We start from the raw sequence: 20862 nt of genomic DNA, 5'->3' as shown, positions 1-20862 counted from the left end.
TCCCTTAATTCTCAGTTAATACTTGCTTTAGCTTTTCAATTTCTTCTTTAGCATCCCGCGTTGTTTGATTCAGGACTTGATCAAAATCAGCTGGCTTTGTCTTAGAAAATTGATTATCATGGTCAACTAATTCCGGATCATTCACTCGAGTGATCGATAAATTAAATCTCCCTTTATGGATGTGCACCACAACCACGCGCACTTCATCGCCAACATGATAACGACGACGTTCGCGTAGCCAATTATTGCCAAAGTCACTATGATGAACCAAACCAGAATGCCGATTAGGTAAAGTAACAAAGATGCCCAAGTCAGTAATGTTATTAATTACACCAGTCACCCGATTACCAGCTTGATACTTTTCCATTAGTTATCATCATTTCTTTCATGCACGTTATAAATCTTCTCATTTGATTTAGAATAATAGAATTTATAACGAATCAGCTTAGCAACATAATTTGGATCCTTCAAATCCTGCTTTTCAGTTTCTAAGTCATTTCTCTTATTTTTTACTTTAGTTAAAGTCTGTTTTTCAGCTTGTACTTGATTATTCAGTCGTCCAGTTTGAGAAATCTTGATTGCAATCTGTACACCTAAAGCAACGAAAATGATAGCAAAAACTGCCATAATTACGTTCAACCGCTTGCGGTGTGTTTCTTTCTCTAGTTTAGCCTGTTTACGTCTAAGACGCGCCCTCTGCTCTTCTGGACTCAACGAATTATATATACGTGGACCATGATTCATTGTTTAATCCCCTAATTACTAAATAACTATACTAAGTCAAGTATAACAACGATTTAATCAAAAGTCATTAATCAACTAGCTCGTACAGTTCACTTGCTTCTGCTTTTTTCGTGGTCTCGCGAATATTTAACACCTTAGCCTTGATGGTTTTGGCGCCGTAACCTACTTCAATAATATCATCAATTTTTACATCGTAGCTTGATTTTACAACTCGACCATTGACTTTGATTCTACCTTGATCAGCCATTTCTTTAGCTACGGTTCTTCTCTTAACTAATCGTGAAACTTTTAAAAATTTATCAATCCTCATATTTTTCTCCTACAGTTACCTTTGTACAATGTCGCTTGCTGCCTGTAAAAAGGTTGCCAGTTCATTGAATAAAACACGATTCTTCATTTTATCCGGCAACAATAGTAAGACAACCATTCTTTTTTCTTGATTCATACTAATGCGAGCCTTTAAGCTTACATGCTCCAATGCCTTAAAAATATTAGGTCCCTCAAGTTCGCGTGAAGCTGCGTTCGTAAATTCCACTTTAATCTTATCGTCAGTTTTAACCACATTGAGCACTTGAGCCATGTCAGCATCAACCTTTAGACCGGCAACAGCTAATAAATTCTCGACGGCCGTTGGATAGTCACCAAAACGATCGATTAATTCATCTTCAATTTTACCTAATTCTTCCTGACTTGAGACGGCTTTAATCTTTTTGTAAAATTCAATTTTTTCTTCTTGATCACCGATATACGAATCTGGAATATAAGCCTCAAGTCCAAGGTCGATTTCTGCGTTTGACTTTTTGACTGTTGTCTTCCCCTTACGCTGTTTAATTGCATCAGCCAGCATTTGTGAGTACAAATCATAACCAACGCTATCAATAAAGCCATGCTGTTGTGCACCCAGCATATTTCCAGCACCACGAATTGATAAGTCACGCATTGCTATTTTGAAACCAGAACCCAGTTCAGTGAAGTCACGGATCGCATCAAGCCGTTTTTCACCAACCTCAGTTAAAACTTTATTTGGCTTATACAAGAAGTAAGCATAAGCCAAACGAGCACTACGGCCAATTCTACCCCGCAATTGATACAACTGACTTAGACCATAGTGGTCAGCATCTTCAATGATCATTGTATTGACATTGGGCATATCAATTCCTGTTTCAATAATCGTAGTCGTAACCAAGATATCAAACTCGCGATTCAGGAAGCGATAAAGAATATCTTCCAACTGATTCTGACTCATTCGACCATGGGCAGCTGCAATTCGCGCCTGTGGCATCAATTCCTGCAGTTTTTCGACAGTTTCATCGATATCACTAATCCGATTATGTAAATAAAAGACCTGTCCATCACGTTGCATTTCACGCAAGCATGCATCCCTTACTACACTAGAAATTTGTTCCATCACATAAGTTTGAATAGGGTATCTGTTTTGAGGTGGCGTTTCCATTACTGAGAGATCACGCACACCTACCATTGACATATGAAGCGTTCGCGGTATTGGCGTAGCTGTTAATGTCAAAACATCAATATTTGCCTTCAACTGCTTTAACTTTTCCTTGTGCTTAACGCCAAACCGCTGCTCCTCGTCAACAATTAACAATCCTAGATTCTTGAATTTTACATCTTGAGACAAAATACGGTGAGTCCCAACAACCAAATCTATCTTGCCATTTTTTAGCCCTTCAATAATTTCCTTTGATTCAACTAGCGTTTGAAAACGAGATAGCATAGCAGTATTGACTGGGAAATCTTTGAAGCGATCTTGAATCGTCTCATAGTGTTGTTGCGCCAAAATAGTGGTGGGTACTAAAAAGGCTACTTGTTTATTATCCTGAATTGCCTTAAAAGCTGCTCGTAAGGCTACCTCAGTTTTTCCAAAACCAACATCCCCTACTAAAAGACGGTCCATTGGCTTCGAGCTTTCCATATCTTGCTTAATTTCTTTAACCGATCGCAATTGATCAGGTGTTTCTGGATAAGGAAAGGCATCTTCAAATTGTTTTTGTAGATCATCATCAGGTGAAAAAGCAAAGCCTTTTTCTGATTCACGTTTGGCATAAAGTTCAATCAAATCATCCGCAATATCTTCAACTTTAGATTGAACCTTACGCTTGGTTTTAGCCCACTCACTACCACCTAGCTTATTAATATGTGGTGTCTTACCTTCTGAACCAACGTATTTTTGTACTAAGCTTAATTGATCTGCTGGTACAAAAAGCTGATCACCATGCTGGTAGGTAATCGTAATATAGTCACGCTTGGTACCATTATTTTCTAAAGTCTTGATTCCTTCAAACCGACCAATCCCATGGTTAACATGAACAACATAATCCCCTGGCTTCAGTTCAGTATAATTGCGCAAACGCTGGGCATTCTCCAGTGTCTTAATTCTTTTTTTACGTTGTGGGCGCTTATTAAATAGTTCACGCTCCGTTAGATATACCAATTTAACTGTTGGTAAACTAAAGCCACTAACAAAGCCATCAACTACAATTTGTGTCCGTTGTTCAACAATTTCGTCTGCACCAACAATTGGTAAATTTAAGCCAAAATCAACCATTGTTTGATCAATTTGCTGTGCTCTTTTTTCATTATCAGCCTGTAAAATGACGGTTTGCCCCGCCTTTTGATAAGATTCTAATTCTGACTTAATCAGCGGCATTTGACTAAAGAATTGTTCTGGCTCACGTGTTGACCAATTGAGCATCTGGCCTAAGCGCAGTCGTCCCATGCTTCGTTGAAACAATGAGAAATAAATACGATGGTGCTTATCTTTGCTCAGAATCTTTGTATAATCTGACCGCAAGCTTTGCCCTGGCAACATTGCACCAGTTTTTAGTTCATCATTAATAAAAGCAGCGTTTTGCTTATCAACTGTTTCAACTGCTTGATTAATTAAAGGCAAATCGTCAAATAAAATCTGCCCATTTTTAGGCAAATATTCGAGTAAACTACTAGAAATTTCAAGCAAATAGTCAATTAAGAAAGCATAGTTTTTAGGTAAACCGCCATCGTTTAATTCATCAAGAACTGCCGCAAAGTGGTCCTTGACAGCTTTAGCGGGAGCTGGTGCATTGGCCATATCTTGTTCAATTTTCTTAGCCGCTGCCGCAATTGCATCCTTAGTAAAAACTCGATCTTGAGCTGCTGCAACTTCTACTTTGTCTAACTCTTTTTGACTCCGTTGACTAGCTAAATCGAATTCCTTAATTGTATCTATTTCGTCACCAAAGAATTCGATTCGCACGGGATTTTCTCGATCTAGTGGATAAACATCTAAAATATCACCACGGATGGCGAATTCGCCTGGCCGTGCTATCAAAGAATCACGCTGATACCCTGAAGCAAGCAACCATTCATTGAGTTCTTTTAGTTCATATTCTTGACCTGGCTCAAAACTCCGCTTTGCCTGCGCAAAATCAGTTGGATTGGTCAGTTTGTATTGCAGCCCCTGCGGCGTTGTTACCACTATTCCTGCCTTACCACTTAACAAAAAATTAAGTGCCTGAATTCGGCTGCTCAGTTCATCAGGCGAACTAACTGCCGTTTGCGTTGCAATTGTAGCATCTACTGGAAAAATTTGCACAGTTTCATCTGCCATAATGGCACTGAGTTCACCATATAAGTTTTGTGCTTTACTTTCGTTTTCTTCAATTAAAATAAGAGGAACTGCTAATTTAGTTGTTATCTGTTTTAGCAATAGACTAAAAGCACCGGCATTAGCGCCAGTGATTAGTGAATTTTTTACTTGTTTTGTTTTTGAAATAAAATTATTTAAATCTTGATCTTTATCTAAAATCTCTGTTAAACGCATTTTAATTATATTTATTCATTAAATATTGACTACCATGTCCGCTGATAAAGTCGTCAATAATATCTACACTTGTCGCAAATGCATCATCCATCAATTTTTGTTGTTCATCATTAAATGGTGTCAAAACCCATGAAACAACCGTTGTATTTTTCGGATGACGAATACCAATCTTCAAACGATTAAACTTTTCCGTCCCTAAATCTCGAATGATGCTTTTAATTCCATTATGTCCACCAGATTTGCCATTAGCTCTAATTCTAATTTTACCAATTGGCATATCCATATCATCTTGAATAATTAGCACATCTGCTGGATCAACCTTAAAGAAGTTAGCCACTTGACTAACTGAACGACCTGATTCATTCATAAAGGTTTGCGGCTCAAGCAAAATTACATCTTCACCATTTATTTTTTGCTTAGTCCAATGACCTTCAAATTTATCTTTATCCAGTGACAAACCCTTTTCATTCAAATAATGATCCATTGTCATGAAACCAGTATTATGCTTTGTTTTATCATATTTTTGTCCTGGATTACCTAAACCTGCAATTATCTTCATTATTTTTACTCCTCACTATGCACACAATCTTACATATAATAGCACAATTAGGAAATAATAATTTTATTAATGCTTGCTATCATGGTATAATTCATTTTGTTAAAAATATCACTAATAAAAAAGGAGATTTTTATTTATGCCAAGAGATGAAAGACCTCGTAAAGTTATTCTTGTTGGTGATGGTGCTGTAGGTTCAACCTTCGCATTCTCAATGGTACAACAAGGTATCGCCGAAGAATTGGGTATTATTGATATCGCTAAGGAACACGTTGAAGGTGACGCAATTGACTTAGCTGATGCTACCCCTTGGACTTCACCAAAGAATATCTATGCAGCTGACTACCCTGACTGTAAGGATGCAGACTTAGTAGTTATCACTGCTGGTGCTCCACAAAAGCCAGGCGAAACTCGTCTTGACCTTGTTAACAAGAACTTGAAGATTTTATCATCAATCGTTGAACCAGTTGTTGAATCAGGCTTTGAAGGTATTTTCTTAGTTGTTGCTAACCCAGTTGATATTTTAACCCACGCAACTTGGAAAATGTCAGGTTTCCCTAAGGATCGTGTTATCGGTTCAGGTACTTCACTTGATACTGGTCGTCTTCAAAAGGTTATCGGTGAAATGGAACATGTTGACCCACGTTCAGTTAATGCTTACATGCTTGGTGAACACGGTGATACTGAATTCCCAGCATGGAGCTACAACAATGTTGGTGGCGTAAAGGTTAGTGACTGGGTTAAGGCTCACGGTATGGATGAATCTAAGCTTGAAGACATCCACAAGGAAGTTGCTAACATGGCTTACGAAATCATTAACAAGAAGGGTGCTACTTTCTACGGAATCGGTACTGCTTCAGCAATGATCGCTAAGGCTATCTTGAACGATGAACACCGTGTACTTCCACTTTCAGTTCCTATGGACGGTCAATATGGCTTACATGACATTCACATTGGTACTCCTGCAGTTGTTGGCCGTAAGGGTCTTGAACAAATCATTGAAATGCCATTAAGTGACAAGGAACAAGAATTGATGACTGCTTCTGCAGATCAATTGAAGAAGGTTATGGACAAGGCATTTAAGGAAACTGGCGTTAAGGTTCGTCAATAATCTAAAACTTGTTTCATCTAAAGGCATCTCTTTTTTTAGAGATGCTTTTTTATTTGTCTAACTATTGTTAAAATATAGTTGTTACTTCAGATGAACTTTAATTAATATTTAATTAACTCATCAACTATGCTATAATTACTTGAAACATTTCTCACTTTCGGAGGCGAACTCATGCTTATTAAATCTTTAGTTATTAAAAAAGATTATTTAACAACAGTTAATGAAAAAGCCACATTAGCAGAAGCTTTAAAAGTTTTAGAAGATTCAGGCTACAGATGTGTGCCAATCGTTGACGATACTGGTACTATTTTCCGTGGTAACATTTATAAGATGCATATCTACCGTCATAAGTCACAAGGTGGCGATATGAATCTACCAGTAACTTACTTACTTAAGAATGCCACTAAGACAATTAAGGTCAATTCACCATTCTTCAAGGTATTTTTCAACATTAAGGACTTGCCTTATATTGCTGTCCTTGATGAAGATAATCATTTTTATGGTATTCTTACTCACTCAAGAATGCTTGATATGTTGTCAGATGCGTGGGATGTTAAAAATGGTTCATACGTTTTGACCGTTTTATCTGACAATACACGTGGTAACTTGATCAAGATGTCCAAGATTGTGTCTAAGCACACTAATATGTCTAGTGTAATGACACTTGATGCAGCTGCTGGCGAACTCGAAGGTAATTTTGTTAGAAGAACACTCTTTACTCTCCCCGCTGGTGTCTCAGATATTACCATGAGAACGATTGTTGATAAGTTACAAAGAAAAGGTTTCGTAGTTTCTGAAATCGAAGATTTGCAAGCCGGCATGACTATTATGAGTGATGAAAATCCAGGTGTCTTTATTGAACACCCTGTTAAGGATTAAAAAATTGATCTACCAAAAAATGCTTCTAGATTTTTGTTCTAGAAGCATTTTTTTATTGTCTAACTTATTTTTCATAGTAAACACGAGGTAAACGATCGTTTAACAAACATGCTACTTCATAGTGAATAGTATCAACATAATCTGCGGCGGCCTTAATATTATTTGGCGCTGTTGGATCATTGGAAATGATGACTACCTTAGTTCCTAACGGCATTTTCTTTGGCATTTTGACCATAAATTGATCCATACAAATTCGGCCGACAATTGGACAGTATTCGTCTCCAACTTTAACTTTAAAGCCTTGAAACTTTCTAATAAAGCCATCAGCATAGCCAACAGGCACAGTTCCAATAATTGTATCTTGATCAGCTACAAAGGTAGAACCATATCCTACTCCGTCACCTTCATGAATAGTTTTTACATGAGTTAGTTCACTCTCAAATGATAATGCTGGTTCAAGCGAAATTGATGACTTCAAGTCAGGACTATTAGGATTAGAGGATGGGTTCAAACCATAAATGCCAATTCCAAAACGAACACAATCACTAGGCACATCCTTGTTAAAGATGCTGGCAGCGGTATTGTCTACGTGAATCCACTTAGGCTTAACTGTCAACAAACTTCTCATATGAGCAAATTTTTCTACCTGATGCTTAAAGTAAGTATCATCGGCACTGTCTGCGGAAGCAAAGTGTGCGAACATACCCTCTACGTAGAAATTATCGTTATTTTGTAAGAATTTATTAGCAGCAATAAAATCCTCATCTTCGTTAAAGCCGATCCGACCCATGCCTGAATCTACTCCAATATGAACTTTCAACTGTAACTGCTCTTTTTCAAGGTACTTTTCTGCTTCCTTTAGCCATTCAAGGTTAGGAATCGTTAATGAAACATTGTTTGCGGCCGCAATTGGAGCGTATTCTGGAGAAACTACTCCCAAAACTAAAATTGGCTTAACAATGTCAGCATGACGCAATTGCAAGGCCTCATCTAAAATAGCTACACAAAGGCCTGCTGCACCTTCCTCAATCGCAATTTTAGCCACCTCAACTGCACCATGACCATAAGCATTGGCCTTAACTACAGCTAACATCTTTTGCCCTGTTGCAAGATGTTTCATTTCATTTTTAATATTTCTTCTAATTGCGCCCAAATTTACCTTTACAACGGCTGGACGGTGATAGCCTGGAACCATATTAATTTTCCTCCAAAACTACAAAAGTAATAATTTCGTGATTATCATGTGTGATACTTGGAAAGATATTTCCATCAAACTTAGTTGAAGTCATGACCGGGTGCCCTAAATCATCCCACAAGGTTTCAACATCTTGAAAGCCAACATACTTACCTAGTCCTGTCCCTAAGGCTTTTGAGAAGGACTCTTTTAATGAAAAGCGACCACCAAGATACTCAACCTTACGCTTGCCTTTCATTTTTTGATATTGGTTAAATTCATTGGGTGTTAATACTTTTTTAGCAAAAGCATCACCTTTAGCAACAATTTTTTGAATCCGCTCAACTTCAATTGAGTCAATTCCTACACCTTTAATCATCGTTTTCACCTCACACAATGACACCATTATAATACAAAAAAGAAGTTGCAAAAATTACAACTTCTCCTCAGACTAAAATTTTAGCCTTTTTTATTCTTAATTACGAATTCATGTCCATTGCCATGACCACGTTTACCACGATTACCATTATGACGGTATGAATTATTATTGCGCCGGCGGCGATAATCATCACGTCCATGATTATTGCCACGACCATGACCTTTACCACGACGATGCCGACCATCGCCCTTGTATGGCAAAGGTTTTTCTGGTGTAATCTTAACTTTAACTTCGTCTTTAGCCAAATTCTTTAAAAATGCTGCAACTAAGTCAAGTGCTGAATAATTATCAAGCAACTCACTTGCGCCTTGAGTATATTTACCCAAATCACCATTCATTAAATCTTCGATTTCAGCTCTTGCTTGCTTTAATTGACCATGCAGAGCTTGATCATCTGTCGGTGGACGAAGTGGTGACATCTTTTTCTTAGTTAACTGCTCAATGGTTCTCATATAGCCAATTTCATTTGGCGTTACAAAAGTAACTGAAATACCATTTTGTCCTGCACGCCCGGTTCTTCCAATTCGGTGGACATATGAATCTGGATCTTGTGGAATATCATAATTATAAACGTGCGTTACACCCGAAATATCAAGTCCACGTGCAGCTACATCAGTTGCCACTAAAATATCCAGTTTACCGTCACGGAACTTCTTTAAAACAGCCATTCTCCGTGCTTGTGACAAGTCGCCGTGAATTCCTGCAGCATTATAGCCACGTGCTTGCAAACCACGTGTAAGCTCATCTACACGGCGTTTAGTGCGACCAAATACCAAAGCTAAGTCTGGACCTTGTACATCAATCAAACGGCACATGATATCGAACTTTTCGGATTCTTTGGCCCGGACAAAATATTGTTCGATCAAGTCAGCCGTTAATTCCTTAGCCTTAATTCGGACAATCTCTGGATGATCCATAAATTTTTCACCAATACGCAAAATTGGCTTAGGCATTGTTGCACTAAAGAGCAAAGTTTGTTGCCGGTTTTTAGCATATTTCAAAATACTTTCAATATCTTGAATAAAGCCCATATCCAGCATTTCATCTGCTTCATCTAAAACAACTGCTTTAACTTGATCCAAATTGATTGTCTTACGCTTAAGGTGATCAAGTAATCGCCCTGGAGTACCAACTAAAATTGATGGTATATGATGTTTTAATGAGCGAATTTGACGACCAATATCTGCTCCTCCGTAGACCACTTGAACATGAGCGTGTTCATCACGACCTAAACGGAATAATTCTTCTTGCGTCTGAATAGCAAGTTCACGCGTTGGTTCAATAATAACCGCTTGAATTGCTTTTTCTTTTTTGTCGATCATCTGTAAAATTGGCAAGCCAAACGCAGCTGTCTTACCGGTACCAGTCTGGGCTTGACCAATTACATCTTTGCCTTGCAAAGCAAGGGGAATAGTCTGTTCCTGGATTGGCGTTGCTTCTTCAAAGCCTGAACGTTTAATTGCCTTAAGAAGCGCGTCATTTAATCCTAATTCTGAAAACTTCAAAAAATTGTTCTCCTATCTTAGTCGGGCCAAGACATTTTCCAGGTGCATTCCATGTGAACCCTTCAATACAACAATGTCATCCGACTTAATATCATTCTTCAGATCGTCAATCATTCGATCTGTCTGTTCTTGTGTATAATAATGCAAATGCTCTGGCTCATACTTATCTTGTAAAGCATCATACAAATTCTTCATTTCAGAGCCATATAAGTAAACTTCGTTAATAATTTGTGGATCTAACGTATCCTCAAGGCCAGCATGCAATTCAGGGGAGTTTTTACCTAATTCCAACATATCACCTAAAACAGCAATTCTGCGCCCATTATCTTTTACTTCAACTTGGCCAAAACTAGTCAATACAGCTCTAACAGCAGTTGGATTTGAGTTATAGACATCACTCATGATGCTTTCTCCAGCATCGCCTTTTTCCCACTCCATCCGATTAGCCGTTGGGGTAAAGTTAGACAATGATGAGGCAATTTCCTCATCACTTTCACCAAAATGACGACCAACACTAATTGCGGCCATTGCGTTAGAAACATTGTGTTTACCAATCATTGGGATTGAGAATTTTTGCTCTGAATCATTAACTGTAAAGGTAGCATGATGCATATAACTCTTAAAGCCAGTTGCATGAACTGTATCTTCATCTCTAAAACCAAAAGTTGCTTTAGCTTGATCCAATTTCTCAGCACGTTCTTGCAATAATGGTTCATCCCCATTGAAGATAAATTCGCCATCTTCACGCAAAAAGTCAGTAATTTCCATCTTAGCATCTGCAATCTTGTCGCGGCTGCCAAAGAATTCAATATGAGCTTCACCAATCATTGTAATTACGGCCACATCTGGATGGGTTAATTCACTTAAATGATGCAATTGACCTGGTCTGTCCATTCCCATTTCAAGCACCAAAATTTCAGTATTTGGCTTCATCTCAAGGATGGTCATTGGCACACCAATCTCATTGTTAAAGTTGGCCTGAGTTTTATGTACATTAAAGCGTTTAGACAAAACAGCAGCAATCATATCCTTGGTAGTAGTCTTACCATTTGAACCAGTAATTCCCACTACGGTTGGATTAACCTTACGCAAATAATAGCGAGCAAGCTCTTGCATAGCAGCAAGCGGATCATCAACTTCAATAACCGCAATATCTTCTGGCTTGTTCGGATGCCCTTTTTTCCATAAAGTAGCAGAAGCACCATTATTAATAGCACTAGCTATGAATTCGTGCCCATCACGTTCACCTTCAAGTGGTACAAATAATCCACCATCTGTGATCTTTCTGGAGTCAAAGGCAACAGAAGTAATAACAGTTTGATTGTCACCTTCACAAGTAGTATTTAAAGCCTTGGCAATTTCCGCCATTTGCATTTTCATTGAATATTTACTCCCATAAAAACATTTTTATACAGAAAACATTATACTGTCTTTCATGCATTCTGCCAAATAATCTCTAACGAAAAAAGCAGCCCCAATGGGACTGCTTCCACCAGATAAAAGGTTTACTTCTTCAAACCGTACTTCTTGTTGAACTTTTCGATTCGACCATCTGCTTGAGCAAACTTTTGCTTGCCAGTGTAGAATGGGTGTGAATCTGATGAAACTTCAACACGTACTAATGGGTAAGTTTCGCCTTCGTAGTCAATAGTTTCTGATGGCTTCAAAGTTGAGCCAGCTAAGAACTTAGCACCAGTTGCTGAGTCCATGAAAACTACTTCTTGAAATTCTGGATGAATACCTTGTTTCATAATTTATTACTCCTTTGCCATGATCATATCACAGATCATAGATTAATCGATTAACGATAACTAGAATAACATCTTCAAGTTAGTAATTCAAGTTCTTTTTAATTTTAGCTTATCTAATTGCCACTGCAAATGCTTCATAAGGCTTAAGCGTAATATCATGCAGATCATTACGCACAGCATAATTACTAAGCAAGTTTTCTTTAATGCGATCGGTCGACGTAAACTGTTGCTCTTCACCAGATAGGTTAGCAACCACCAACCACTTTTCAGTACCTAAAATACGATAATATGCAAGAACTTCATCACCAGTATCATGAACCAACTTAAAGTCACCATTAACCACAATCTCATTTTCATGACGTAAAGTAATCAATTCTTGGTAAGTATAAAAAATCGAATTAGGATCAGCCAAGGCCTTCTTCACATTAATTTCTTTGTAGTTAGGATTTACTGTCAACCATGGCTTTGACTTAGTAAAGCCGGCATTTTTCTCATCATTCCATTGCATTGGACGACGAGCATTATCCCTGCCTTTAACATTGATCGCATGAATTAGTTTATCTTTGTCATAACCTTCAGCCAGACGTTCATGATACATATTGACACTTTCAATATCTTCTACTTCATCAATATTTTTTACCGGACAATTAGTCATACCAATTTCTTCACCGTTAAAAATATATGGTGTGCCGTGCATCAAATGTAAAACTGTCGCAAACATCTTAGCACACTGCACCCGATATTTTTTATCATTGCCCCAACGTGAAATTACGCGCGGAATATCATGATTTTCCCAGAACAAACTATTCCAAGCATGATTAAAATCAAGCTCTGTCTGCCACTTTACTAAAACCTTTTTCAATTCGCCTAAGTCTAGCGGCTTTAAATCCCACTTTTCTTTTCCCTCCTGCTGGTCTAAAGCTTGATTCTCAAATTGGAAAACCATTGATAATTCATGACGTGCTGGATCTGAGTACTCTTCTGCAATCTTCGGTGTCGCATTCCAAGTTTCGCCCACCGTCATCACATCTCGATCACCAAATGTATTCTTGTTCATTTCTTGCAAATATGGATGAAGCATCGGACCATTTTCACGGATCATTTTGTCGGGATCTTTACCAATTAATTCAATCACATCCATTCGGAAGCCACCGATCCCCTTATCAAGCCAAAAGTTCATCATATCGTAGATTTTTTGCCGCAACTCTGGATTTTTCCAATTTAAATCAGGTTGTTGTTCCGCAAAGAAGTGTAAATAATATTGTCCTGTTTGCTCATCAAATTTCCAAGCTGAACCAGAAAAAGCAGACTTCAAACTATTGGGCTCATGTCCATCAACAGGATCACGCCAAATATAATAGTCTCGGTAAGGATTATCCTTACTTTTTCGTGCCTCCACAAACCATTGATGCTGGTCAGATGTATGATTAACCACCAGATCCATTACAATTCGGATATGATGCTCCTTAGCTTTCTGAATCAACTCATCCATATCAGCCATCGTGCCATATTGCGGATCAATCGCTTCATAATTTGAAATATCATAGCCATTATCCACACCGGGAGATTGATAAACCGGTGAAAGCCAAATTGCATCAACTCCTAGATTTTCCAAATAATCTAAACGAGCAATAATTCCTTGTAAGTCACCTATGCCATCACCGTTGCTGTCCTGAAATGACTTAGGATAAATTTGATAAACAACTGCTTTTTTCCACCATGGTGTCATTTTTTCTACCTCGTAAACTTCAAATTTATTGTTAAACATAATATAAATAATTTATGTAAGCACTTGCAAGAAATGGTAAACTGTTAACGGTATCAAATTTTAGTGAGGTAATTAGATGACTACTCTTCCCTTTAAGGCCGTTGCTGTAGACGTTGACGGTACTTTTGTTAACGATGAAAAACAATACGATCATCAAATGTTTAGCGAGATTTTAACTCGTCTGCATCAACACGGGGCACATTTTATTATTGCTAGCGGCCGCCCAGCTGGTCGTTTGGCTGATGACTTTAGCGAATTTATCGATTCTATTGACTTTGTTGCCGACAATGGTGCGGTCTTAGTTCGCGATGGAAAAATTATTCGTACAACAAGCTTTTCAAAAAAATGCATCCTAAATTTTATTGAATATTTGCACGCACGCTATCCTGGTGCAGCCCAAAACATTTTAATTAGTGGCGTTAAGCACTCCTACTTTTTAAAAAGTACACCACCAGAATACAAGCGGTCCCATCATTATTTTTATCCTAATAGCATCGAAATTGATGATTTTAATAAAATTCCTGCTGATGACCAATACACTAAGATCACAATGGACTATCCCAGCAAGATTCGACATGAATTAGAACATGGCTTCAACAGCCGTAGTACAGAAAAAATCCACGTCACAACTAGTGGTTGGAGCTACATGGATATTATTCCTGAAGGTGTAAATAAAGCCGCAGGGCTAAAGGAATTTTTAGCTTATTTAGACGTGCCAAGAAGTGAATTAATTGCCTTCGGTGATGGTGAAAATGACCTTGAAATGTTGAAATTTGCTGGTTTAAGTTATGCCATGGCTAATGGTCAAGATATCGTTAAAAAGACTGCTAAATTTATTGCACCTACTAATAACGACAACGGTGTTTTCAAGGTGCTAAATAAGTATCTTGATGAAGCAGAATAGCGAACAAAAAACTGTTGAGACCAAAAATCCCAACAGTTTTTTTACTTATTCTTTATTTTGCGCAATTTTTTCAGCATAAGGATCGATTTTCTTTAACCCTGTCTTAATTCCCCAATAATAGAAGGCGAGAGAAATAATGATAATTACTACAAAGTCAAATGGATACTTAATCCAGTTCTGACCACCAAAACCGCTACTGCCCACAAAGGACATGAGTGACATAAAAATCAAATAACCGATCATCCACCAACTACTATGTAATTGTTCTTTTAAATTTGAATGTTGGTAGTGAATTTCATAATAAAAATAAATCGGCAAACCCAAGGCAATAACAATTATCACCTGAATAGTCGTTGGCCACATTGACCAGTAAATTGCCAAACTAGTTAGTATAAAGGCAACTGGAGCTAGCCACTTCATATAACCAGGATTAAATGGACGATCAAGATCTGGTCTTTTCTTTCTTAGAGTCATTACCGTAACTGGACCAGTTAAATATGCAATCAAAGTTGAGGCCGTGATTACTGTTGCTAGTAAATTCCAGTTTCTAAATAAGCTTACTAAAATAATCGCCAAAACAAAGTCAGCAATCATCGCATAACGTGGTATTAAGTATTTTTGATTCAATCTACCTAACCATTTTGGCAAATGACGTGTGTGTGTCATTGCCGCTAGGGCTCTTGAGGCCGTAGCTACAAATGCTACCCCTGTCCCAAATGGTGAAACAAATGCATCTAGGTAGAGCAAAATTACTAACCAATTAATGCCTAAAATAATAGCAATGTCCGCAAATGGTGAGGTAAAGTTAACTCCATGCCAGCCTACTTTAGCTAACATACCTGGCTCAACTGCACCAATAAAAGTCACTTGCAACATAATGTAGATTGCCGCAGTAATTAACATTGAGATCAATACCCCACGCACAATATTCTTACGCGGATTTTTCAATTCCCCACCCATATTGATGACCGTCTGAAAGGCATCATAGGACATGATAATTCCTGAAACAGAAGTTGCTTCAAAGATGGACCGACTACCATAAGGCATAAATTCATGTAAATTACTGCCAAAGTTTTGTCCATGAAAACCTGAAGCAATTAAAACTGTAATCGTCAAAGTAGGCAATAAGATCTTAAAAATAGAAATCAAATTGGTAAAATGGGTCATGATTTTAACTGACCAAAAATTGATCATTGTAAAAATCAGCATAAAAATAATAACCACACCTAAGCCAGCAAAAGTAATACTGCCGTTTTTAATAAAATTTTTAGTCCAGTTAGCCCAGCTCCAGGGCCAAGAACTCATATATTGCACGGCAGCTACGGCTTCCATCGGTACCAATGTGACTAGTGAAATCCAGTTAGCCCAAGCAGCCACAAAGCCCAATAACGGCCCATGACTATATTGAGCGTATCGACTCATCCCACCACTTTCGGGAAACATCGAACCTAATTCTACATAAGTCAATGCAATTGAGATAATAATTACTGCACCTAAAATCCAAGATAAAATTGCGGCTGGACCTGCAATTTGTGCTGCAGAACCTGAACCAAAAAGCCACCCCGAACCAATTAAGGAATTCAAGGCCAGCATAATCGCTGAAAATAAGCCTATTTTATGTCTTTTTAACTTTTCCAAATAATCACGTTTCCTTCACTCTTAACTCCATTATTTTTAATTTTTTATTATAACAAAAGCCGCCCCAGCTGAGAACTAGGACGGCTAAATTCTGCTATACAAATTATTCAATTGGATGTTTTTTAGTTAATGCCTGAACTTCTTCTTTAACATGAGCAATCGTTGCGGAATTTTCTGGATCAGATAAAATTTCAATAATCATTTCCGCAGTCTTCTTAGCATCTGCTTCATCAAAGCCACGACTAGTAATTGCTGGCGTACCAATCCGCAACCCACTAGTAACAAATGGTGAACGTTGATCGCCTGGAATTGATTCTTTGTTGGTAGTGATGTGAACAGAGTCGAGTAAATTTTGAGCATCTTTACCTGTAATACCAGTCTTAGTAATATCGATAATCATCAAATGGTTATCAGTACCACCAGATACGACACGAATATTGTCCGATTCAGCAAAAGTTTCTGCCATTGCCTTAGCATTTTTAATGACTTGCTTAATATAATCTGTAAATTGTGGTTGCAAGTCCTCATAAAATGCTTGCGCTTTACCTGCGATGACATGCTCAAGTGGCCCACCTTGAATGCCTGGGAACAAAGCGGAATTGATTTTCTTACCAATTTCTAAATTGTTGGACAAAATCATCCCACCACGAGGGCCACGCAAGGTCTTATGTGTAGTTGTAGTTACTACATCAGCTACTGGAACAGGACTTGGATGTTGACCGGTTGCTACTAAGCCAGCAATATGAGCCATATCAACCATTAAGTATGCCCCAACTTCATCTGCAATTTCACGGAACTTTTGCCAATCAATGATGCGGCTGTACGCAGAAGCACCGGCTACAATTAACTTAGGTTTAACCTTAAGAGCAATTTCACGAATGGCATCAAAATCTAGTTCTTCAGTCTCAACATTTAGGCCGTAACTGTAAGACTTATATTCCTTACCACTGAAGTTAACCTTGGATCCATGAGTCAAGTGACCGCCAGCATCCATTCCCATACCTAAAATGACATCACCTGGCTTCAAAAGTGCTTGATAAACTGCCATGTTAGCCTGTGATCCAGAGTGCGGCTGTACATTAGCAAACTTTGCGTTAAACAATTTTTTTGCATAATCAATAGCCAGTTGCTCAACTTGATCAATATATTGACAACCGCCGTAATAACGCCGACCAGGATATCCTTCAGCATACTTGTTAGTTAAAACAGAACCTTGTGCTTCACGAACTGCATCAGAAACAATATTTTCAGAGGCAATTAATTCGATGGTGTCTTGTTGGCGCTGTTCTTCATGATGAATGGCATCCCATAATGCGGGAGATTTTTCTGCATATTTCATTGATAAAAAGACTTCCTTTCTGATCAGCACTGATAGTTTTTCTTATAGTTAAAGTATACTATTTAGCAATCAGATACGCACGATTACTACGCGGAAATTCCTTTTTAAAAGCCGCTAAAACTGCATGACGGCCAACAGCTGGATCAGTCAATTCATATTCCTGCGTAAAGTTCAAATAGCCATCTTCAGTTAAAATTAGCTTTTTACCATCATTTTTCACACTAATTGAACGATCCTTTTTTGCCGTTAATAATTTAATTTCTACATATTTACTTTTATTACTACAGATTTTTTTGAGCAAAGTCTCTGCCTGCTTAATTGGAATTAAACGCATAATGACTTCCTTTCAGAACAGTTTCTAATTCATGACTAAAACTATCCTTCTGTAAATTAGAGGTAATCAAAAGAACTAGTACTTGCTCATCCTTTACTGCAAAAGCGACTCTCGCTGAACCCGCTTTTTTCAAATTTAGGCGAAACTCGTAAATTGATTTTTCCTCAATCCGAGTCATTGCAGCGATCTTCACTTTAGTCATACCAGTTGCCAATTCCTTAGTAATCGCTTGATCGATTAACTGCTTAATTATCTTTTGCTCATTCTTATGCTTTTTAAAAAAGGTTTTGCATCCCCGCTCATAATGAAATTTCAATAGCATCATTTTCTAAATCAATCCATTTCCATAATAGCAAAACATAGATACTCACTTTTTGAAATACTTGTTATTTTCATCTAAAATAAAACCGCTTGTAGTATAATCTACAAGCGGCTCAATATTATGAGACATCATGCTTAGCTTTTACCAGAGCTAAGCATGTTTTCGTATACAACTAATTACTTTTAAATAATTACCTTATAACAACGTCCGAGTTAAGCATAACACTATTCAGTATAGCTTTAAACGCCTTTATTATAGGCTAATAGCCACTTAATTATAGTAAACTGTAAAAAATAAACTATTTCATTTTTCTATCCTAATCAAAATGTAACACACTAGGATCAAATGATTTAGTATCTCTAACGCCAGTATACAACATCATTTGTGCAAGCTGCTCATTCATTTTCTTAATCTTATCTTCTGTTGCTTTTTGCCCATCTTTTAACAATTCAGAAAGAATCCCTCGACCAATCAGTACAGCATCTGCGCCTAATGCCAAAGCCTTGTATGCATCGTAGCCTGTCATCAATGATCTATCTACAAAAATGGTCATTCCACTGCCATTTAGTGCTTGCTTGATTGCTGGCAAAACTTTTAGTGGTGGCACGCCAAATGGAACGCGGCCGTGGTGATGTGAAACAACTATTGCCTTGGCACCAGCATCTCTAGCCTTAACGGCATCACGCACGGATAGCACGCCCTTAGCCACAAACGGCAGTTTAACTGCATGAACATACTTTTCAAGATCGCTAAATGAAATCGGTCCTAGTGGAATACCATCGACTACATCATATTTACCATTATCACCAGGCACATGATCAATATCCATTCCAACAGCTACGGCACCCAATTCTTCTGCTTGTTTTAGTTCGCCCATAATTTTATCATGGTCTGCGTAAGGCTTCACAATTCTAACTGTATCGCCGCCCTCTTTGACAATTTCGGCATATTCTTCGTTTGACTCCATACCAATCCAATTTAAAGTATTGGTATTCTTAGCCGCACGTGCCTTTTCTTGCATTGGCTTACGTGTCTTATCTGGTAAAACCTTGTTCAAATGAGAGACTGCAGCCAGAGTTAAAGGTGAGGCATATTTTTTACCAAAAACCTCAGTTGTTAAGTCTGGCTCAACTGAATCAAGCAAACGCATCTCCACCAAGATATTGTCTAAGTAGGCACGATTATGTACATTAGCATCGTCAGCACGCCCACTTGTTACAGGAATCATACCTTTAGGACCCGGCCATGGGCTTTTTACTTTTTCTTCTTGATTCTCTATCAAAGAAGCACCAGTTATTGCATCGTTTTTTTCGCTCATAAAAAATACCTCCTAATTATTCTTTTGTCTAAAACTATAGCTCACTTTTGTCAAACAGGCAGCTAAATACGCACTTACTAAAATGACAGGAGCCAATTCTATTGGTAATAACAGAATCAATAAAATAGCTGTTAATAAAGGTTTACCCAAGATAACTGCAATACTTGCACTAACTGTAATGGCTACACACATAACTGGCATAATTGGTAAAAATTGCGCAATCGCTGCGCCAACTGCTACACTAGCAAAAATCGAAGGGAAAATTTTCCCACCACGCCAGCCTAAACTAAAACCTATATTAGTAGACAAGGTTTTGATGACTGCTATAACTAGCAAAAATAATGGTGATATTTGCAACGCCTGGTGTACAAATGGAACAATTTGAAATTCACCAGAATACAGGGCATAACTAGTAATTAAGGTAAGTAATGCAAGAACTATTCCCCATATAGTTGCTTTAATAATCGGTGAAATAGTAATTTTTTCAGCAAAATAATCACTCCATTTTTCGCTCCATAAGAAAAACATACCGAAGCTCCAACCTACAATCAATGGAATAATTACATACATACTATAGTGCCATTGCCAGAGAATATGGCGATGATGAATACCAAATAATCCTTCTTCAGGGAATAATTTAAAGACTATTGCTGCACCAACCACGCCGATCATAACCATAATTAAGCAAAAAACTTTTTGATGCAATTTTGATTTAAAAAGGCTACTAAATTTTGGCAGTTTTTTTAGTTGTTTTTTCGAAACGATAGTATCCCAAAAATGATTCCATTTCCAATCAGAAGAATAAGCAATTAGTCGTAATCTATCTCCCAGCCAATTAACCATGCCACTTCCTAGTACAGTAGTTGAAGCCTCTGGTCCAATACTGCCACCCGCGGCTAAAGAAATAAGACCTAAGGTTAAGGATTTCCACCAATTGTGATAATTGATCTTTCCCTCCTGCTTAACACTCATTAAAACTTCTTCGATAGTTAATGGATATGATCCTAAACGCTTAATTAATATACCAATAATGAAACCAAAAGGAATACAAATAAAAAACGGTAAAGCCTGACTAGGAACAGGTAATTTATCAAACAAAACATGCCAGACAAAATTAATAATAAAATTAATTAAGTTTAAATATGTAGCACAGCATATTCCAATAATAAAACTCCAAATGGTAGCATAATAAAATATATTAAGTTTCTTCATTAGGATTTTTTCCTTCTCTAATTCTCAAGAATTGAAATTTCTTTTTAA

20 protein-coding genes are annotated in these 20862 nt (G+C 37.6%); 3 read left to right on the top strand and 17 right to left on the bottom strand.

What is annotated here, in order from left to right; translation table 11 throughout:
• Positions 1 to 4: 4 nt before the first annotated feature.
• The 5 genes from J6L97_RS01515 to pth all read right to left on the bottom strand — a co-directional run bounded on the left by J6L97_RS01515 (position 5) and on the right by pth (position 5123).
• Complete coding sequence (locus J6L97_RS01515; protein ID WP_005724146.1) at positions 5 to 367, bottom strand: S1 RNA-binding domain-containing protein; 363 nt, start codon at positions 365 to 367, stop codon at positions 5 to 7.
• On the bottom strand, positions 367 to 744 hold the full coding sequence (locus J6L97_RS11200) for a septum formation initiator family protein (protein ID WP_005721106.1): 378 nt from the start codon (positions 742 to 744) through the stop codon (positions 367 to 369). The genes J6L97_RS01515 and J6L97_RS11200 overlap by 1 nt, the downstream gene beginning before the upstream one ends.
• Before the next feature lie 67 nt (positions 745 to 811).
• Entirely contained in the window at positions 812 to 1054 is a 243-nt protein-coding gene (locus tag J6L97_RS01505) for an RNA-binding S4 domain-containing protein (protein ID WP_005721105.1), read from the bottom strand.
• Positions 1055 to 1069: 15 nt separating this feature from the next.
• Positions 1070 to 4564, bottom strand: coding sequence for a transcription-repair coupling factor (mfd, locus tag J6L97_RS01500; protein WP_057726257.1), 3495 nt, complete (start codon positions 4562 to 4564; stop codon positions 1070 to 1072).
• A 1-nt stretch (position 4565) separates the two neighbouring features.
• Complete coding sequence (pth, locus tag J6L97_RS01495) at positions 4566 to 5123, bottom strand: aminoacyl-tRNA hydrolase (RefSeq protein WP_023488504.1); 558 nt, start codon at positions 5121 to 5123, stop codon at positions 4566 to 4568.
• A gap of 136 nt (positions 5124 to 5259) precedes the next feature.
• Here pth and J6L97_RS01490 point away from each other — a divergent pair, with 136 nt between their 5' ends.
• On the top strand, positions 5260 to 6231 hold the full coding sequence (locus J6L97_RS01490) for an L-lactate dehydrogenase (RefSeq protein WP_005721100.1): 972 nt from the start codon (positions 5260 to 5262) through the stop codon (positions 6229 to 6231).
• A 171-nt stretch (positions 6232 to 6402) separates the two neighbouring features.
• Positions 6403 to 7110 carry a cyclic di-AMP binding protein CbpA gene (cbpA, locus tag J6L97_RS01485; protein ID WP_005721098.1) on the top strand — a complete coding sequence of 236 codons (708 nt, stop codon included), beginning with the start codon at positions 6403 to 6405 and terminating at the stop codon, positions 7108 to 7110.
• A 64-nt stretch (positions 7111 to 7174) separates the two neighbouring features.
• Here the strand turns inward: cbpA and alr are convergent, their stop codons facing one another.
• From alr to J6L97_RS01455, 6 genes are all read right to left on the bottom strand, one after another.
• Entirely contained in the window at positions 7175 to 8305 is a 1131-nt protein-coding gene (gene alr / locus J6L97_RS01480) for an alanine racemase (protein WP_057726259.1), read from the bottom strand.
• 1 nt (position 8306) lies between these two features.
• Positions 8307 to 8663 carry a holo-ACP synthase gene (gene acpS, locus J6L97_RS01475; RefSeq protein WP_057726261.1) on the bottom strand — a complete coding sequence of 119 codons (357 nt, stop codon included), beginning with the start codon at positions 8661 to 8663 and terminating at the stop codon, positions 8307 to 8309.
• An 80-nt stretch (positions 8664 to 8743) separates the two neighbouring features.
• Positions 8744 to 10228, bottom strand: coding sequence for a degradosome RNA helicase CshA (gene cshA, locus J6L97_RS01470; protein ID WP_057726263.1), 1485 nt, complete (start codon positions 10226 to 10228; stop codon positions 8744 to 8746).
• Between the two features lie 12 nt (positions 10229 to 10240).
• Positions 10241 to 11608, bottom strand: a complete 1368-nt coding sequence (locus tag J6L97_RS01465) for a UDP-N-acetylmuramoyl-tripeptide--D-alanyl-D-alanine ligase (RefSeq protein ID WP_057726265.1) — start codon at positions 11606 to 11608, stop codon at positions 10241 to 10243.
• 125 nt (positions 11609 to 11733) lie between these two features.
• Complete coding sequence (locus tag J6L97_RS01460) at positions 11734 to 11979, bottom strand: type B 50S ribosomal protein L31 (protein WP_005721090.1); 246 nt, start codon at positions 11977 to 11979, stop codon at positions 11734 to 11736.
• Positions 11980 to 12088: 109 nt separating this feature from the next.
• Positions 12089 to 13708: a glycoside hydrolase family 13 protein gene (locus J6L97_RS01455; RefSeq protein WP_057726268.1), complete on the bottom strand. Its 1620-nt coding sequence runs from the start codon at positions 13706 to 13708 to the stop codon at positions 12089 to 12091.
• Between the two features lie 115 nt (positions 13709 to 13823).
• Here J6L97_RS01455 and J6L97_RS01450 point away from each other — a divergent pair, with 115 nt between their 5' ends.
• Positions 13824 to 14651 carry a Cof-type HAD-IIB family hydrolase gene (locus J6L97_RS01450; RefSeq protein ID WP_005721088.1) on the top strand — a complete coding sequence of 276 codons (828 nt, stop codon included), beginning with the start codon at positions 13824 to 13826 and terminating at the stop codon, positions 14649 to 14651.
• Between the two features lie 45 nt (positions 14652 to 14696).
• Here the strand turns inward: J6L97_RS01450 and J6L97_RS01445 are convergent, their stop codons facing one another.
• The 6 genes from J6L97_RS01445 to J6L97_RS01420 all read right to left on the bottom strand — a co-directional run bounded on the left by J6L97_RS01445 (position 14697) and on the right by J6L97_RS01420 (position 20814).
• Positions 14697 to 16289, bottom strand: coding sequence for an APC family permease (locus tag J6L97_RS01445; RefSeq protein WP_057726270.1), 1593 nt, complete (start codon positions 16287 to 16289; stop codon positions 14697 to 14699).
• A gap of 103 nt (positions 16290 to 16392) precedes the next feature.
• Positions 16393 to 17628: a serine hydroxymethyltransferase gene (gene glyA / locus J6L97_RS01440; protein WP_013085793.1), complete on the bottom strand. Its 1236-nt coding sequence runs from the start codon at positions 17626 to 17628 to the stop codon at positions 16393 to 16395.
• 58 nt (positions 17629 to 17686) lie between these two features.
• The gene (locus tag J6L97_RS01435) at positions 17687 to 17962 is read right to left on the bottom strand and encodes a hypothetical protein (protein ID WP_023488497.1); all 276 of its coding nucleotides are present in this window, start codon (positions 17960 to 17962) and stop codon (positions 17687 to 17689) included.
• Positions 17943 to 18287, bottom strand: coding sequence for a hypothetical protein (locus J6L97_RS01430; RefSeq protein ID WP_057726272.1), 345 nt, complete (start codon positions 18285 to 18287; stop codon positions 17943 to 17945). The genes J6L97_RS01435 and J6L97_RS01430 overlap by 20 nt, the downstream gene beginning before the upstream one ends.
• Before the next feature lie 313 nt (positions 18288 to 18600).
• Complete coding sequence (locus J6L97_RS01425; protein ID WP_057726274.1) at positions 18601 to 19602, bottom strand: alpha-hydroxy-acid oxidizing protein; 1002 nt, start codon at positions 19600 to 19602, stop codon at positions 18601 to 18603.
• Positions 19603 to 19614: 12 nt separating this feature from the next.
• On the bottom strand, positions 19615 to 20814 hold the full coding sequence (locus tag J6L97_RS01420) for a chloride channel protein (protein WP_057726276.1): 1200 nt from the start codon (positions 20812 to 20814) through the stop codon (positions 19615 to 19617).
• Positions 20815 to 20862 lie beyond the last annotated feature (48 nt).

It is taken from the genome of Lactobacillus crispatus, from assembly GCF_018987235.1.
GTDB classification, from domain to species: Bacteria; Bacillota; Bacilli; order Lactobacillales; family Lactobacillaceae; genus Lactobacillus; species Lactobacillus crispatus.
Note: the sequence above shows the minus strand (reverse complement) of the source record. Positions and strands in the feature narration are given on the sequence as shown.

Coding starts and splice junctions, on each gene's coding strand:
- J6L97_RS01515 (WP_005724146.1), bottom strand. CDS start 367: ATGGAAAAGTATCAAGCTGGTAATCGGGTGACTGGTGTAATTAATAAC.
- J6L97_RS11200 (WP_005721106.1), bottom strand. CDS start 744: ATGAATCATGGTCCACGTATATATAATTCGTTGAGTCCAGAAGAGCAG.
- J6L97_RS01505 (WP_005721105.1), bottom strand. CDS start 1,054: ATGAGGATTGATAAATTTTTAAAAGTTTCACGATTAGTTAAGAGAAGA.
- mfd (WP_057726257.1), bottom strand. CDS start 4,564: ATGCGTTTAACAGAGATTTTAGATAAAGATCAAGATTTAAATAATTTT.
- pth (WP_023488504.1), bottom strand. CDS start 5,123: ATGAAGATAATTGCAGGTTTAGGTAATCCAGGACAAAAATATGATAAA.
- J6L97_RS01490 (WP_005721100.1), top strand. CDS start 5,260: ATGCCAAGAGATGAAAGACCTCGTAAAGTTATTCTTGTTGGTGATGGT.
- cbpA (WP_005721098.1), top strand. CDS start 6,403: ATGCTTATTAAATCTTTAGTTATTAAAAAAGATTATTTAACAACAGTT.
- alr (WP_057726259.1), bottom strand. CDS start 8,305: ATGGTTCCAGGCTATCACCGTCCAGCCGTTGTAAAGGTAAATTTGGGC.
- acpS (WP_057726261.1), bottom strand. CDS start 8,663: ATGATTAAAGGTGTAGGAATTGACTCAATTGAAGTTGAGCGGATTCAA.
- J6L97_RS01465 (WP_057726265.1), bottom strand. CDS start 11,608: ATGAAAATGCAAATGGCGGAAATTGCCAAGGCTTTAAATACTACTTGT.
- J6L97_RS01460 (WP_005721090.1), bottom strand. CDS start 11,979: ATGAAACAAGGTATTCATCCAGAATTTCAAGAAGTAGTTTTCATGGAC.
- J6L97_RS01455 (WP_057726268.1), bottom strand. CDS start 13,708: ATGACACCATGGTGGAAAAAAGCAGTTGTTTATCAAATTTATCCTAAG.
- J6L97_RS01450 (WP_005721088.1), top strand. CDS start 13,824: ATGACTACTCTTCCCTTTAAGGCCGTTGCTGTAGACGTTGACGGTACT.
- glyA (WP_013085793.1), bottom strand. CDS start 17,628: ATGAAATATGCAGAAAAATCTCCCGCATTATGGGATGCCATTCATCAT.
- J6L97_RS01435 (WP_023488497.1), bottom strand. CDS start 17,962: ATGCGTTTAATTCCAATTAAGCAGGCAGAGACTTTGCTCAAAAAAATC.
- J6L97_RS01430 (WP_057726272.1), bottom strand. CDS start 18,287: ATGATGCTATTGAAATTTCATTATGAGCGGGGATGCAAAACCTTTTTT.
- J6L97_RS01425 (WP_057726274.1), bottom strand. CDS start 19,602: ATGAGCGAAAAAAACGATGCAATAACTGGTGCTTCTTTGATAGAGAAT.
- J6L97_RS01420 (WP_057726276.1), bottom strand. CDS start 20,814: ATGAAGAAACTTAATATATTTTATTATGCTACCATTTGGAGTTTTATT.